The sequence below is a fragment of the Terrabacter sp. Root181 genome (assembly GCF_001428505.1).
In the GTDB taxonomy this organism is placed as follows: Bacteria; Actinomycetota; Actinomycetes; order Actinomycetales; family Dermatophilaceae; genus Terrabacter.
In genome coordinates, this window is record NZ_LMHU01000005.1 from 417,107 (window position 1) to 431,103 (window position 13,997).

At 74.0% G+C, this 13,997-nt stretch carries 14 protein-coding genes; all 14 read left to right on the forward strand.

Going from position 1 to position 13,997, the window contains the following annotated elements; translation table 11 throughout:
- Positions 1–190 precede the first annotated feature (190 nt).
- The 14 genes from ASD90_RS23795 (at position 191) to ASD90_RS10910 (ending at position 13,991) form a co-directional block, all read left to right on the forward strand.
- The gene (locus ASD90_RS23795) at positions 191–427 is read left to right on the forward strand and encodes a hypothetical protein (RefSeq protein ID WP_056755745.1); all 237 of its coding nucleotides are present in this window, start codon (positions 191–193) and stop codon (positions 425–427) included.
- A complete protein-coding gene (locus ASD90_RS10855; RefSeq protein ID WP_056755748.1) occupies positions 424–966 on the forward strand; it encodes a Pvc16 family protein in 543 nt (180 codons plus the stop codon). The genes ASD90_RS23795 and ASD90_RS10855 overlap by 4 nt, the downstream gene beginning before the upstream one ends.
- On the forward strand, positions 963–1,574 hold the full coding sequence (locus tag ASD90_RS10860; protein ID WP_056755751.1) for a hypothetical protein: 612 nt from the start codon (positions 963–965) through the stop codon (positions 1,572–1,574). The genes ASD90_RS10855 and ASD90_RS10860 overlap by 4 nt, the downstream gene beginning before the upstream one ends.
- Positions 1,575–1,687: 113 nt before the next feature.
- Positions 1,688–4,303, forward strand: coding sequence for a phage tail sheath subtilisin-like domain-containing protein (locus tag ASD90_RS10865; RefSeq protein WP_056755754.1), 2,616 nt, complete (start codon positions 1,688–1,690; stop codon positions 4,301–4,303).
- A gap of 59 nt (positions 4,304–4,362) precedes the next feature.
- The gene (locus ASD90_RS10870; RefSeq protein ID WP_056755757.1) at positions 4,363–4,800 is read left to right on the forward strand and encodes a phage tail protein; all 438 of its coding nucleotides are present in this window, start codon (positions 4,363–4,365) and stop codon (positions 4,798–4,800) included.
- Between the two features lie 3 nt (positions 4,801–4,803).
- Positions 4,804–5,265, forward strand: coding sequence for a phage tail protein (locus tag ASD90_RS10875; RefSeq protein WP_056755764.1), 462 nt, complete (start codon positions 4,804–4,806; stop codon positions 5,263–5,265).
- A complete protein-coding gene (locus ASD90_RS23525) occupies positions 5,266–5,433 on the forward strand; it encodes a DUF5908 family protein (protein ID WP_157610578.1) in 168 nt (55 codons plus the stop codon).
- Positions 5,430–6,104: a hypothetical protein gene (locus ASD90_RS10880; RefSeq protein WP_057585879.1), complete on the forward strand. Its 675-nt coding sequence runs from the start codon at positions 5,430–5,432 to the stop codon at positions 6,102–6,104. The genes ASD90_RS23525 and ASD90_RS10880 overlap by 4 nt, the downstream gene beginning before the upstream one ends.
- Positions 6,101–7,852, forward strand: coding sequence for a phage baseplate assembly protein V (locus ASD90_RS10885; protein ID WP_056755770.1), 1,752 nt, complete (start codon positions 6,101–6,103; stop codon positions 7,850–7,852). The genes ASD90_RS10880 and ASD90_RS10885 overlap by 4 nt, the downstream gene beginning before the upstream one ends.
- Positions 7,853–7,909: 57 nt before the next feature.
- Positions 7,910–8,185 (forward strand): PAAR domain-containing protein, encoded by a 276-nt coding sequence (locus ASD90_RS10890; protein ID WP_056755773.1) that lies wholly within the window; start codon positions 7,910–7,912, stop codon positions 8,183–8,185.
- On the forward strand, positions 8,182–8,616 hold the full coding sequence (locus ASD90_RS10895) for a GPW/gp25 family protein (protein ID WP_056755776.1): 435 nt from the start codon (positions 8,182–8,184) through the stop codon (positions 8,614–8,616). The genes ASD90_RS10890 and ASD90_RS10895 overlap by 4 nt, the downstream gene beginning before the upstream one ends.
- Positions 8,613–11,330, forward strand: coding sequence for a baseplate J/gp47 family protein (locus tag ASD90_RS10900; RefSeq protein ID WP_056755779.1), 2,718 nt, complete (start codon positions 8,613–8,615; stop codon positions 11,328–11,330). The genes ASD90_RS10895 and ASD90_RS10900 overlap by 4 nt, the downstream gene beginning before the upstream one ends.
- On the forward strand, positions 11,327–13,081 hold the full coding sequence (locus ASD90_RS10905; RefSeq protein WP_056755781.1) for a hypothetical protein: 1,755 nt from the start codon (positions 11,327–11,329) through the stop codon (positions 13,079–13,081). The genes ASD90_RS10900 and ASD90_RS10905 overlap by 4 nt, the downstream gene beginning before the upstream one ends.
- Positions 13,074–13,991, forward strand: coding sequence for a hypothetical protein (locus tag ASD90_RS10910; RefSeq protein WP_056755784.1), 918 nt, complete (start codon positions 13,074–13,076; stop codon positions 13,989–13,991). Before ASD90_RS10905 ends, ASD90_RS10910 begins: the two co-directional genes overlap by 8 nt.
- Positions 13,992–13,997: the final 6 nt, after the last annotated feature.

The following is a 13,997-nucleotide window of genomic DNA, read 5'->3' on the forward strand; positions in this document are numbered from 1 at the left end:
CCAGACGTGGCCACTCGACGTGGCGGGGGCGGCCAGTCGTGGCCTCTCGACGGGTGCGCGTGGGCCACGAGCGGCCTCTCGACGGGTGCGGGTGGGCCACGAGTGGCCTGTCGACGGGTGCGGGGTGATCGGGTCGTGATCGGGGGCGGGGGTCGCGGTGATCGGTCGGTGATCGGCGACCGGGACGCTCGTGGCTGAGCAGAAGGGTCACGGCCTGGTGATGCGAGCGTGGAGGCGGCGATTCCTCATCGACGTGTGGGCCGAGCCCCGCGACGTCGACTCGCTCCCGGCCGTCATCAGGGCCCGGGTGCGCGACATGGCCACGGACGAGGAGACCTACGTGGGATCGTTCGCCGAGATCGAGCGGATCGTCGAGGCACGCCTCGACGACGACGGCGTGGACCCGCGGCGTTGGGAGCGACCGTGATCCGCGAGGTCAGCGAGGCGCTGCGCGACGTCGTCCACCGGGCGACGCCCGACCTCGGCTCGTGGGTCGTGCTCCACTCGCTCTCCCAGGGCGACAAGACCGCCCTGCCGGACACCAAGGGCGTCCTCGCGCTCATCGCGGTCGCCGAGCACCCGCACCTGCGCAACCGGCCCCTCGTCGACGGGCTCACCGGGCTCGTCCGCGCCCCGCTCTCGCTCCAGCTGACCTACCTCGTGACCTACATCGGCGAGCACGACGAGGCGCAGACCCGGCTCGGCCGCGTCGTCCAGGCCTTCCACACGACGCCGATCGTGCGGCCGCCGGAGCTAGCGCCACCGCTGTCCGACGAGGTCGAGAGCCTCGGCATCCGCCTGCTCGCCCCGACCGCCGACGAGCGCAACCAGGTGTGGGGGTCGCTCGGGCGCCCGGGCCGGCTCGCGCTCTTCTACGAGGTCGACGTCGCGCCCGTGCCGGTCCTCGAGCGGGACGGCCGCGGCCGGGTCCGCGAGCACCGCATCGACTGGGTGGGGGCGACGTGAGCGTCCAGCCGGCGGCCCCGCACCTCGCGACCGTGACGACGACGCTGCGTCACACGGTGCGCCTCGTCCACGCCTCGACGGGCGCGCGGCTGCGCGGGCTCGAGGCGCACCTCGAGGGTGCCCCGGCCGGCTGGAGCCTGCGCGTGCTGCCCGACGTCCTCGTCGTCAGCGCCCGCGCCGACGCGCGCGAGCCCGCGACGCCGCCGACGGTCGTCGTGACCCTCACCGACGGGGCGCTCGCCGACGTCCTCGTGGTGCCGCCGGTCGCGGGCCGGCCGCCGCGGACGCTCGTCATCGGCCTCGACGCCGACGAGGTCGAGCACGCCGTCCACCCGGTGCCGACGACCCTGACCGTCGTCCTCACGACACCGTCGACCGGAGCGCCGCGGACCGGTGCCACCGTCACCGCACGCGCCACGTCCGGACCGAACCCCAGGCCGAGCGTCACCCTCCCCGAGGTCGCGCCCGGCACCTACCGGTCGGCGCCCGTCGAGTGGACCGCCGCCTTCACCCCGCTCGACGTGCTCGTCGGGGGCCAGCCGCTGCGCACGCTCACCGTCGACGTCCGCACGACGGCCACCCGCGTCGACCTCGTCGACACGACCTGACCCCGGCACCCCCGGGCGACCGCACCACCTGCACCGAACCGCACCTCAACCGAACCGCATCGAACCGCACCCCCACCTGAACCACGAAGTGAGCACGAGCCGAGGAGGGCACCGTGACGACCTACCTTTCACCCGGCGTCTACGTCGAGGAGGTCCCCTCGGGGCCGCAGCCGATCGCAGCCGCCCCCACGAGCGTCGTCGCCGTGCTCGGCACGACGCGCCGGGGTCCCGTCAAGGAGCCGACGCGCGTCACCGGCTGGGCCGACTTCGTGCGGACCTTCGGGTCGGCGACGTCCCGTGGCTTCACGGGCGAGTCGGTCTTCGGCTTCTTCGAGAACGGCGGCCCGGCCGCCTGGATCGTGCGCGTCGACCCGTCGACCGGCGCCTCGTGGACGGCGTTCGACGTCTCCGGCACCGAGAGCTTCGACATCGAGGCGAGCTCGCCCGGGACGTGGGGCAACGACCTGACGGTCGCCGTGTCCGCCGACGAGTCCGCGGCGTCGGGGTCCTTCTACCGCGCGACGACGACGTCGGCCACGGGTGCCATCGCGAGTGGCGGCGGGGGCACGATCGCCGTCGCCTCGACGGCAGGACTCAAGCCCGGTGACACGGTCGCCCTCGTCGCCGCGCCGACGAGCGGCTCGGTCGCCGCCCCGCCCACCGCGCTCGTCACGGCTCTCACGACGACCTCGATCACGGTCGGGAGCGCCAGCGCCGGCGTCACCCTCCCGGCCGGCTCGGTCGTCGCCAGCGCGGCGCCCGCGGCCGCCACCTCGGTCTTCCTCCCGTCCGGCAAGGGCTTCAAGAAGGGTGACGTCGTCGTCGCCGTCGCGCCCAGCGGCACCCGGTCGAGTGCGGTCGTCACCGACGTCACGACCGCGGGCAGCGGCGTCACGCTGACCCTCGACGCGTCCCTCGGCGCGCTCCCGGGCGCCGCCTTCGTCCAGCGCCGCACCGACTACCGCGCGACGGCGACGATCGCGGGCACCCCCGCCGGGGCGCCGCCCTCGCTCAACGTCTCGGCCTCGGCCCTCGCCTTCGACCGTCCGCTCACGGCGCCCATCGCGTCCGAGCTCACGGCGAGCGGCGCCGAGCACGCGGCGGCCCGGCTCACCACCGGCGACGGCCGCACCGCGTCGTGGCAGACGAACCGCTTCGTCGTCGTCGGCGCCACGGCTGCCCCGAGCGGCCCGGTTACCGTCAACGCCCCGGTCACCGCGGTGCTGCTCGCGGACTCGGGCCTCGGCATCACCGGGCTGTCCGCCGTTGACGTCGGCAACGCATACGGCTTCCTCCCCGCCGGGGCCAGGGTGACGTTCACCGGCGCCGGTCCCACCCCGGCCGTCGTCGCGACCCGGACGGCCGGCGGCTTCACGCTCGCGCCCGCCCCCGTCGCGACCGACACGTACACTGACGCGACGTTCACGCTCCAGGCCGACGCCGACGACGGCATCGCCGTCCGGTGCGCCGTGGCCCCGCGTGTCGGCGACGTGGTGGGGCTCGGCACGGCGTTCGCGCCCGTCACCGCGGTCGACGCCGCCGGGGGAGACACCTACGTGCTGCGCTTCGCAGCGAGCACCGCCGTCTCCAACGCCGCGCAGGTGCGCTTCCCGCTGTATGCGGTCGAGTCGGCCTCGGTGGTCGCCGCGCGGTTCACGCTCGCCGTGTCAGTGGCCGGCGCCCTCGCCGAGTCGTTCGGCGGCCTCTCGCTGAGCCCGGACCACCCGGCGTACTTCGCCAAGGACGACGTCGTCAACGGCGTGTCCGGTCTCGTCACCGTGTCCGCCCGGGCGGGCGGTGCACCGGCCGTGTCGCTCGCGTCCGCGCCCTTCTACACGGCCGTCGACCGGATCGGCGCCGACAAGGCCCCGACCAACGACGACTTCCGCGCCGGCCTGTCCCGGCTCGAGGAGGTCGCCGAGCCCGCCATGGTCATCTGCCCCGACGCGCTCACGCTCGACGACCCCCTCCTGCAGGCCGACCTCGTCGGCCAGGTCGTGACGCACTGCGAGAACTTCCGACGCTTCGCCATCGTCGACGCCCCGGACCTCGACGACACCGACCTGCTGTCGTGGCGCAACACGACCCTCTCGAGCACGTATGCCGCGCTCTACGCCCCGCACCTGCAGATCGTCACGGTCGACCCCGACTCGATCGACCGCTTCACGACCGTGCCGCCGTCGGGCTTCGTCGCGGGGGTCTTCGCGCGCACCGACCGCCTCCGCGGGGTGCACAAGGCACCCGGCAACGAGACGGTCACCGGCATCGTCGGGCTCTCACAGGCCTACACCCAGCGTCGGCAGGACCTGCTCAACCCCGGCGGGGTCAACCTCATCCGGGCCTTCCCGGGCCGAGGCACCCGGCTGTGGGGCGCCCGCAACGCGACCGACGACACGACGTGGCGCTACGTCAACGTCCGACGCCTCTTCACCATGATCGAGACGTCCGTCGACCGGGCCACGCAATGGGTCGTCTTCGAGCCCAACACCGCCCAGACCTGGATCCGCGTCAAGGTCTCGGTCGAGAACTTCCTCGACCAGCAGTGGCGGGCCGGGGCGCTCGCGGGCACGAAGCCCGAGCAGGCCTACCGCGTGCGCGTCGGGCTCGGCGAGACGATGACCGAGACGGACATCGACCTCGGGCTCATCATCACCGAGGTCGCCATCGCGCCGGCCAAGCCCGCCGAGTTCGTCGTCTTCCGCTTCAGCCACAAGCGGCTGTCCGAGTGACCCGCCGTGACCAGCGTGCGCCCATCGCGTGAATCCTCTTGTGAGCCAAGGAGCCTGACATGTATCCCATGACCACCCTGCACTTCACCGTGAGCTGGGGCGACCGCCAGCAGACCTCGAGCTTCTCGGAGGTGAGCGGGCTGACGATGGAGGCCGAGGTCGTCGAGTACCGCGGCGGCGCCGACCCGCAGTTCTCGACGCGCAAGCAGCCCGGACTGCGCAAGTTCTCCAACGTGACGCTCAAGCGCGGCATCGCCCCGACGGAGGCCGGCAACGGGCTCTTCGAGTGGTACAACTCCATCACCATCGGCGCGGTCGAGCGTCGTGACGTCACGGTCAGCCTCCTCAACGAGGAGCGCGAGCCGGTCATGACGTGGAAGATCAAGGAGGCCTGGCCGGTCAAGATCGAGGGCCCCGGGCTCAAGGCGACCGGCACCGACGTCGCCATCGAGTCGGTCGAGTTCGCCTGCGAAGGCATCGAGATCGAGGCGAAGTAGCCGATGCTCCCGCTCGCCTCACCCGCGCTCGTGCCGTTCACGACGGCGCACTTCGTGCTGGCCATCGACGGGCTCGCGTCCGTCAGCTTCAGCAAGTGCACCGGGCTCGCGGGTGAGGTCGCCGTCGAGGAGTACCAGGAGGGCGGGGAGAACCGCTTCGCCCACCGCTTCCCGACGCGCGCGTCCTTCCCCAACCTCGTCCTCAACCAGGGCGCGGGTCCGCTCCAGGAGCTGTGGGACTGGTTCTACGAGTTCCACGTCACGGGCGTCGTCACCCCGCGCGACGGGACCGTCGTGCTCATGAGCACCGTCGAGGGTGCCCTCGCGCCGGTCCGCGTGTGGGCCTTCACCCGGGGCTGGCCCGTCAAGCTCACCGGCCCCGACCTCGACGCCCAGAGCTCGGCCGTCGCCGTCGAGGCCGTCGAGATCGCCCACCACGGGCTCGTCCTCAAGAAGGTGGTCTGAGTGCCCGTCGTCATCAGCGAGATCGTCACCGAGGTCGTCGTCGCACCGAGGACGGATGCCGCCGGGCCGGCACCCGACGCACCGCTCGGTGACGCCGCGATGGAGGCCCTCGTCCGCCGCGCCGTGGAGCGGGTGCTCGAGGTCCTGAGGCGGGAGTGGGACCGGTGAACCTCACGGCCACCCAGCTGACCAAGCTGACCATCGACGCGTACGCCGACCTGAAGTTCGAGCAGCCCACCGGGCTGCGATGGCAGGCGCTGCTCAACCCGACCGAGCTGTCCTTCTCGCGCAAGAACCTCTACCAGGCGACCCAGTCGGCCGGGACGTCCGCGCCGCAGCAGTCCTTCAGCGGCGGCGAGCCCGACCAGGTGCAGGTCGACCTGCTCCTCGACGGCACCGGCGTCGTCGGCGAGCCCGGCGGCATCGGTGACCTGCTCGAGGCGCTGCTCGCCCTGACGAAGTTCCAGGGCGACACGCACCAGCCCTACTACGTGCACTGCTACTGGGGGCGGTTCAGCTTCCGCGGCATCCTCACCCAGGCCGACGTGACGTACAAGCTCTTCGACCGGGCGGGGGAGCCGCTGCGGGCGACGGTCAAGCTCTCCCTCAAGGAGGCGCTGTCGCCCCAAGAGGTCGCCGCCGAGGACCGGCCGGCCTCGCCGGACCTCTACCAGACCTGGCTCGTCACGGACGGCGACGCCCTCGACGCCATCGCGGCCCGCGTCTACGGCGACCCGGCCTACTGGCGCCCGCTCGCCGCCGCCAACCGGCTGACGAACCCGCGCGGACTCACCACCGGGCAGCTGCTCCTGCTCCCGCCGCTGGGGACCCGCCGATGACCACGCCGACGACCCAGCGCGACCGTCCGGCCTTCGAGGTGCGGGTCGGCGGGTCGGCCCTCGAGCCGCTCGTCGCAGCGGACGTCGTCGAGGTGGAGGTGCACGAGGAGGTCGGGCGGCACGGACGCCTCACCCTGCTCGTCCAGAACTGGGACGCCGACCAGCGCGCCGTGCGGCACAGCGACGACGGCCCGTTCACGCCCGGGGCGGGCATCGCGGTCTCCCTCGGCTACCACTCGGACCTCACGGAGGTCTTCGACGGTGTCATCGCCTCCCTGACGACGCACTTCCCGAGCGGCAGTCCTCCGGTGCTCCGGGTCGAGGGCCGCTCGCGCTCGGTGCTCATGGACCACCCCCCGCGGTCACGCCAGCTCGCCGACGTCACCGACGCCGACATCGCCTCGGCGCTCGCCGCCGACTACTCCCTCGAGACGGACGCGGCCGACGGCGTGAGCCATCCCTTCTGGGCGAGCGACCGGGTCAGCGACTGGGACGCGCTGACCCGCCGGGCGAGCGAGCTCGGCTGGGTCGTCTTCGTCCGCGGCACGAAGCTGGTGCTCCGTCCGCCGTCCGTCGCCGAGGACCCGCTCGAGCTCGACTGGACCCGGTCGATCGTCGAGCTCCACCTCACCCAGGACCTCACCCGCTCCATCGAGGGTGCCACCGGGGTCGGCTGGGACGTCGACGCCGCCGAGGCGACCGAGAGCGAGCAGAGCGCGAGCGCGGCCGGCATCGACGTCGGTGACCGGCCGACCCACTCGACCGCTGTCGCCGACGCCGGGTGGCCACTGCGCGACGAGCGCGTCGAGTCGGACGCGGTCGCCGCCTCCGACGAGGCGGACGCGAGGGCCGTTGCTGCCCAACGTCGCTCGGCGCTCGGGCACATCCACGGCACCGGGGTCGTGCAGGGCGAGCCCGGCCTGCGCTGTGACGGCTGGCTCTCCCTCGCCGGCGTCGGACGGCGCATGGCCGGCCCGCACTACGTCTCGGCCGCCCGCCACCGGCTCTCGGCCCAGGGCTACGTCACCGAGTTCCAGGTGGGCTCGCCGCCGCGGCTCGTGCCGCGCGCAGGGGCCGACGACGGGTCGGCCCGCTCCGGCGACCGGGGCCCCTCGCTCGGGATCGGCCTCGTCGAGGCGCTCGACGACCCCGCGTCGCTCAACCGCGTCAAGGTGCGCCTGCCGTGGCGCACCGACGGCGGCGACGGCGTCTGGGCCCGACTCTCGAACGTCGACGCCGGCGACGGCTACGGGGCCGTCATCGTGCCGGCGGTGGGGCAGGAGGTGCTCGTGGGCTTCGTCGGCGGCGACCCGGCACACCCCGTCGTCCTCGGCTCCCTCTACAACGGCAGCCAGCAGCCGCCCTTCACCGTCGACGCGGACACGAACGCCGTGCGCGCCCTCGTCTCGCCCGACCAGCACACCGTGCGCCTCGAGGACGGGGATGCGAGCGCGGTCACGGTCAAGACCGGCAAGGGGCACTCGATCGTGCTGTCCGACAAGAACTCCGAGGTCGTCATCACCCACCAGGACAGCGGCAACGCGATCCGCCTGTCCGCCGACGGCATCGAGCTGACGGCGGCGAAGGGCGACATCACCCTCTCGTCGTCCTCCGGGACCATCTCGCTCGACTCGCTCAAGCTCGCGGCCAAGGCATCGGGCCCGTCGAGCATCGAGAGCTCGGCGACCCTCGACGTCAAGGCCTCGGGGTCGCTGGGGCTCAAGGGATCTCTCGTCACCATCAACTAGCCGGACGCCATCCGGTCCAGACCACCAGACCAACGACAGAGCCAACGAGGAGGAGACATGCCGGGGGCAGCACGCGTCGGTGACACCACGGCGCACGGGGGCACGGTCGTCGGACCGGGCGTCGCGACCGTGCTCATCGCCGGTATGCCGGCCGCCGTCGTCGGCGACATGCACGCCTGCGTCATCCCGCCGCCCTCGCACGTCCCGGCCAGCCCGTTCGTCGCGGGCTCGGCGACCGTCCTCGTGCAGGGCCGGCCCGCTCTGCGGGCCGGCGACGCCTGCGGCTGTGGCGCGTCCGTCGTCGTGGGCAGCCCGACGGTGGTGATCGGATGACCACCGACGACTACCCGCAGGTCGGGCGAGGATGGGCGTTCCCGCCGCGCTGGGAGCGCACCGGCGTCGGCGGCACCGGCGGCACCGGGCCCGTCGACCTCGTGACGAACGACGGCGCCGAGCACGTGGGTGAGGCCCTCGTCCTGCTCCTGCGCACCATGATCGGCAGCCGCGTCATGCGACCCGACCTCGGCGCGGGCGTCGACCGCTACGTCTTCGAGCCGCGCACGTCGGAGGCCTGCCACCGGCTCGCCGACGACGTCCGCCGTGCGCTCGTGCTCGGCGAACCTCGCGTCATCGTCGACGCCGTCCAGGCGGTGCCCGCCGGCGAGGCGGACGACCGCGTCGACGTCACCATCGAGTTCCGCATCGACCGGCACCGGCGGCCGACGAGTCTCGTCGTGCCCTTCTACCTCGCGGGTGCGTCATGACCGCGGGTGGGCGCACCCCGGAGCAGGTCGTCGCCGCGATGGCGGCCGCCGCGCGGCTGGCGCCCTACGACGCCGACGACACCTGGGCCGACGTGCTGTTCGCGACCGCACCGGACGGCGCGACCGTGCCCTCACCCGCCGGGACGCCCGACCGGGAGCTCCTCGCCGCCGTGGCCGCGGAGTACGCCGCCCTCGACGCGCACCTCGCGACCCTGCCGGAGCGGACCCGCCGGGCCTGGCTCGAGGACGTCCTCGAGATCGGTCGCCTGCCCGCGCTGCCCGACCGCGTCGTCGCGCACGCGACGGTCGACCCCAAGGCGGCGCCCGCGGTGCTACCCCGGGGCACGCGCCTGCGCGGCGGCAAGGACGCCTTCGGCAACGAGCGCCGCTACGTCACCCTCGACGCGTTGACGGCGCACGGCGCGGTCCTGACCGGCGTGCGGTCCTTCGCCCCCGGCGACCCGGAGCTGGCCCACGGGGTCGCCGGGGCGGCGCCCGCCTTCCCGCTGCGTCCGTCGGTCGGGCCGGAGGCCACACACTCCCTGCGCGTCCACTCGCCCGCGCTCGTCTTCGACGGGGGTGACCTCACGGCCGAGCTCTCCTTCACCGGTGCGGACGGTGCGGACGGCCTGTCCACGATGGTCTGGCGCTGGTCGCGCGCCGACGGCACGACGAGCCAGACGACGGGCGGCACGGTCTCGGGCTCGACCGTCACGGTGACGCTGACCGGTGGCTGCGGGGCCCCCGAGGGGGAGGTGCCCTGGATCGAGGGCGTCGTCGCGGCGGGAAAGGCCGTGCCTGTGGCCTTCTCGTTCACCGGGGCCACGGTCCGCGTGACGAACCGGACGGCATACGTCCCCGAGGCCGCCTTCTACAACGACGGCGCGGTCGACGTCACCAAGGAGTTCCAGCCGTTCGGGGCCGTCGCGAAGCGTGGCGACGCGTTCTACGTGCGCTCGGACGAGGCGTTCGGCAAGGCGCTCGCCACCGTCGAGGTCGCGGTCCAGGTGATGCAGGAGGGCGGCGCGCCGCTCTCGTCGTCCGCCGGCGGCACGGGCATCCCCGTCTGGCTCGCCGACAGCCTGAAGACGCAGCTGCTCAGCATCAAGTCGATCCTCGGGACGCAGTATGCGTCGGTCGAGTCGCAGTGGACCTCGATCTACGGCGCCGTGTCGACGACCACCACACCGTCGGTCGTCTGGCAGCGCCGCGAGGACGGCGCCTGGAAGCCGGTCGGCTCCCCGTCCTCGAGCTTCGCCACCCTGTCGGCCCCCGTCAGCGGGTCGGCCGTCGCCTCGGAGACGTTCGCCGTCGCGGGACAGCCCGGCCACTACCTGCGCGCCTTCCTCGCCCAGGGCGACTTCGGCTGGACGGACTACCAGGCCAAGGTCGCCGACTTCGCGACCCGGGCCGTGGCGGGCACGGGTCCCAAGCCGACGATGCCGCCCGTGCCGGTGCCGCCCATCGCCTCCGCCGTGACGGTGCGCTACACGACGACCCCGGTCGAGGCCACGCTCGTCGAGTCGAGCAGCGGCTGGCGCCGGCAGCGCCGCGTCGGTGGCGCCGCCGGCCGTTTCACGCCCTTCCGGCTCGTCGTGTCCGACCTCGGCGCGACGGCCATGGTCGCCATCGGGCTTGAGCTGCCCGCAGCCGCCCTCGGGTCGAGCGTCTCCCTCTACCTCGACGTCGACTCCGCCGCGCCGTGCGGCAGCTCGGACACGGCCCCGGCCTCGTGGCAGTTCTGGGACGGCACGACGTGGTCGCCCCTCGCCGTCGCCGACGGCTCGCGCCAGCTCCGCGAGGCCGGCCTGCTCCGCTTCGTCGCCCCGCGCACGTGGGCCGTCGGCTGCGACGACCTCTCGGCCGACACCGGGCGCTGGGTGCGGATCGAGACCGTCGTGCCGGGACGGCTCGGCGTCCTGCTCGCCGTCGTCGTCGACGCCGTCGTCGCCGAGTTCGTCTCGGGGGCGGTCGATCCCGGCCTCGACCCCAGCTCCGCGGAGGCGCTCCCGGTCGGCACGATCAAGGGCACCCTCGCACCCGTCCCCGGCGTCAAGAAGGTCACCAACCTCGCCTCCGTGCGCGGTCGGGCACCGGAGACCGACGCGGCCTACCTCGCGCGGGCCTCGGCGCGGGTGCGCCACCGCGACCGGGCCCTGACCCCGTGGGACCTCGAGCAGCACGTCGCGCTCGCCCTCCCCGAGGTCGCGGCCGTGCTCTGCCTGCCGCACACCGGCAGCGACGGGCTGCGGGCCCCCGGACACGTCGGCATCGTCGTCGTGCCGGACCGGCCGCTCGACGTCGCGCCCCGCCCGTCCGTGAGCCTCGCGGGCCGGGTCATCGACCTCGTCCAGCCGCGCGCCCCCATCGGCGCGACGCTACACGTGCTCTGCCCGGACTACCGGCCCGTCACCGTCGTCGCCTCGATCCGGCTCCGCAGCGGCGTCGCGGCCCTCACCGGCAGCCAGGCCGTCACGGGCGCCCTCGAGCGGGTGCTGCACCCCACCGGCACCGTGCCCGTCCGCTGGGGCCGTGACCTCTACGCGTCGACGCTCATCGCCTTCCTCGAGCGCCAGCCCGACGTCGACGTCGTCCTCGACTTCGACCTCCACGACGGGTCGGGCGGCTCCGTCGAGGTGGTCACCGTCGACCCGTGCCGCGGGCTGTACTGCTCGTCCGGCGACCACCACCTCTCGTGCGAGGAGCAGCTGTGAGTGCGCAACCGGCCACCGGGCCGTCCACCCCGCAGGTCACGCCGATCACGCGCTTCGTGCCGGTCGCACCCGACGCGGACTGGGAGACCGTGCGCGCCCACATGGTCGACCACCTCACGGCGACCGCCACGCCCGCGTGGACCGACCACAACGCCGCCGACCCCGGCATCACCCTGCTCGAGGTCCTGGCCTACGGCCTCGCCGACCTGCACTACCGGACGGCCGAGCGCCACCTCGACGGCTGGCCGCTCGAGGTGCGTGCGTGGGACGCCGACGCCGGACGGCACTGGCACGCAACGCTTCCCGCCGGCCGGTGGGATCCCGAGGCCGACCCGTCCGACCCCGCGCTGACGCCCGCCGACCTCGCGCCGCTGTCGGCAGTCGCCGACGCCCTCGCGAGTCCCGCGACGTCCGCGACGGTGCTCGAGCCCCTCGTCCGTGCGAGCCGCTCGCGCGCCGACGCCGTCGCGCTGCTCTCGACCGAGCCCTGGGCGAGCGCGTTCCGTCCCGGGGACCGCCCGGCGGTCGTCGCCCTGATGCGCACCCGGCTCGTGCGGCAGGTGGCGCAGGAGCAGGCCGGGGTCGTCGCCACCGCCGTCGCGTCGGCGCACGCCGCCGCTGCCGCGGCCGCACCACGTCGCTCCGACCCGGATTCGCCCCTCGACGTCGGAGCCATCGACGTCGCGGCCGCCGCCGAGCTCGCCTGGTCCCTGCCGCTCTGGGACGAGGAGGTCGTCGCCCTCGTGCGCCGCGAGCGGCGACGGCTGTCGCGCGAGGTCCTCTCCGGCCACCTGGACGCCGTGCGCACGACGACCTCCGACACGCTCGCGGCGACCCGTGCCGCCCTCGCCCTGGCCGGGCTCGACACCGACGAGACGACGTATGCCGTCGCCGCAGCCCCACAGGTGGCCGGGCTGCTCCCCGAGGACCTCGAGGACGAGCAGGGCCGGTCCCTCGTGTGGCCGCCGCACCCGGTGCAGGCCCTGACGTGCGAGCCGGTGACGGCCGACGACTACGCCCGTCGCGCGCGGTCCCACCCGGACGTCGTGCGCGCGTGGACGGTCACGGGGCGGCTGCCCGGCATCGCGTGGAACGGGCTGCCGACCGACGCCATCCCGTCCGTCGCGGTCGACGAGCACGCCGTCGCCCTGACCCTCGTCGTCGAGAGCCGCACCGAGCTCACCACCGCGCCACGACGAGCCGCCTTCCTTCGCGACGTGCTGACGACAGCCGTCGGACCCGAGGCCGGCGCGCCGTTCCCCGACTGGCGCGACGACGTCGACGACCTCGAGCCGCGGCGCGTCATCTGCGACGAGGTCGGCGCGAGCCTCCTCGAGCGGGCGCCCGTCCTCGTCCAGGCCACCCTCGTCAGCGAGGTCGGCGCCGACCGCGAGGCCGTCATCGAGGACGCTCGGGCCCGGATCGTCGCCTTCTTCGAGCGCGGTCGACCCGAGACGTTCGCTCCCACGCCGGCGCCGGTCGTCGACGGCCCCTGGCCCCGCCACGACCAGCCCACCCTCGGATGGGTGCCCGGCGCATCCGTGCGCTTCACCGAGGTCGTCGAGGCGATCGTCGGCAACCCCCTCGTGCGCGGCGTCGAGGACCTCGCGATGAAGGTCGACGGTGACCCCGACTTCATCCCTGCCAGCCACGGCTACCTCCCGATCCCGAGCAACGCGGTGCCCCGGCTCGCCGACGCCCGCTGCATCCGGGTGCGCTTCTCGCTGACGAGCCGGTGCGGCGATGCGTAGCGCCGGACCGGCCACCGCCCCCGCGCGCGGACCCGACCACACCCGTCTGGCGTCGCAGCTGCCTGCCGTCTACCAGGAGGACGAGGGCTCGTTCGCGCAGGTCGACGCCTACCTCGGCCTCGCCGACGAGCTCAGCCACGCCGTGGTCGAGCACCTCGAGGACCTGCTCACGGCGCTCGGCCCCGACGCGACGCTGCGCTGGCCGGCCGACCTGCCGCTCGACGCGGGTGCGGATGCCCTGCTCGCGCACCACCTCGCGACCTACGACGAGGTCGCCCGTTGGGCGAGCATCACCTTCCCGACGAGCTGGCCGGGCACCGAGCGGGGCCTCCAGCAGCGCCGCGAGCTCCTGGCCCGCTGCACCCGGCTGTGGCGACGCCGCGGCACGCCGCGCGGCTTCCTCAGCTGGTTCTGCCTGTGGTTCGACCTGCCCGCATCCGGCAGGCCCTACCTGCTCGAGCACTTCAAGGCGCCGGGCAACGGGCTCACGGCCGAGCCCTACACCGCGACCCTCTTCGTCCCGACGAGCGTCCCGGTGCCCAGCACCGGCGACCCGTCGACGGCGAAGGGCTTCGTCGACTGGGAGCGACGCGAGGAGGCCGTCGACTTCGTGCGCCGCTACGCCCCCGCCCACGTCGACCTGCGCGTCTGCTTCACCGACCCGGCCGTCTTCACCGACCTCGCGGTGCTCGCCTCCCCGCCGACGCTCCCGGCCACGCCGACCGCGGACGAGGTGACGGCATACGCCATCGCCGTCCAGCAGCAGCAGGCCGACCTGAACGCACTCCTGTGCTCCGTCGTGTCGGTCGTGAGCCACGCGAGCGGCATCCACCTCTACGAGTGCATCGACGCCGGCCGAGGCGTCGACCGCCTCGGCGTCGGCCTCCTGCCGACCGATTCGACGACGTGAGTCCCG

Bases quoted from the DNA above. Each gene is read 5' to 3' on its own strand.
- ASD90_RS10885 (WP_056755770.1), top strand. From the start codon at position 6,101: ATGACCACGCCGACGACCCAGCGCGACCGTCCGGCCTTCGAGGTGCGG.
- ASD90_RS10890 (WP_056755773.1), top strand. From the start codon at position 7,910: ATGCCGGGGGCAGCACGCGTCGGTGACACCACGGCGCACGGGGGCACG.
- ASD90_RS10910 (WP_056755784.1), top strand. From the start codon at position 13,074: ATGCGTAGCGCCGGACCGGCCACCGCCCCCGCGCGCGGACCCGACCAC.
- ASD90_RS10900 (WP_056755779.1), top strand. From the start codon at position 8,613: ATGACCGCGGGTGGGCGCACCCCGGAGCAGGTCGTCGCCGCGATGGCG.
- ASD90_RS10870 (WP_056755757.1), top strand. From the start codon at position 4,363: ATGTATCCCATGACCACCCTGCACTTCACCGTGAGCTGGGGCGACCGC.
- ASD90_RS10875 (WP_056755764.1), top strand. From the start codon at position 4,804: ATGCTCCCGCTCGCCTCACCCGCGCTCGTGCCGTTCACGACGGCGCAC.
- ASD90_RS10895 (WP_056755776.1), top strand. From the start codon at position 8,182: ATGACCACCGACGACTACCCGCAGGTCGGGCGAGGATGGGCGTTCCCG.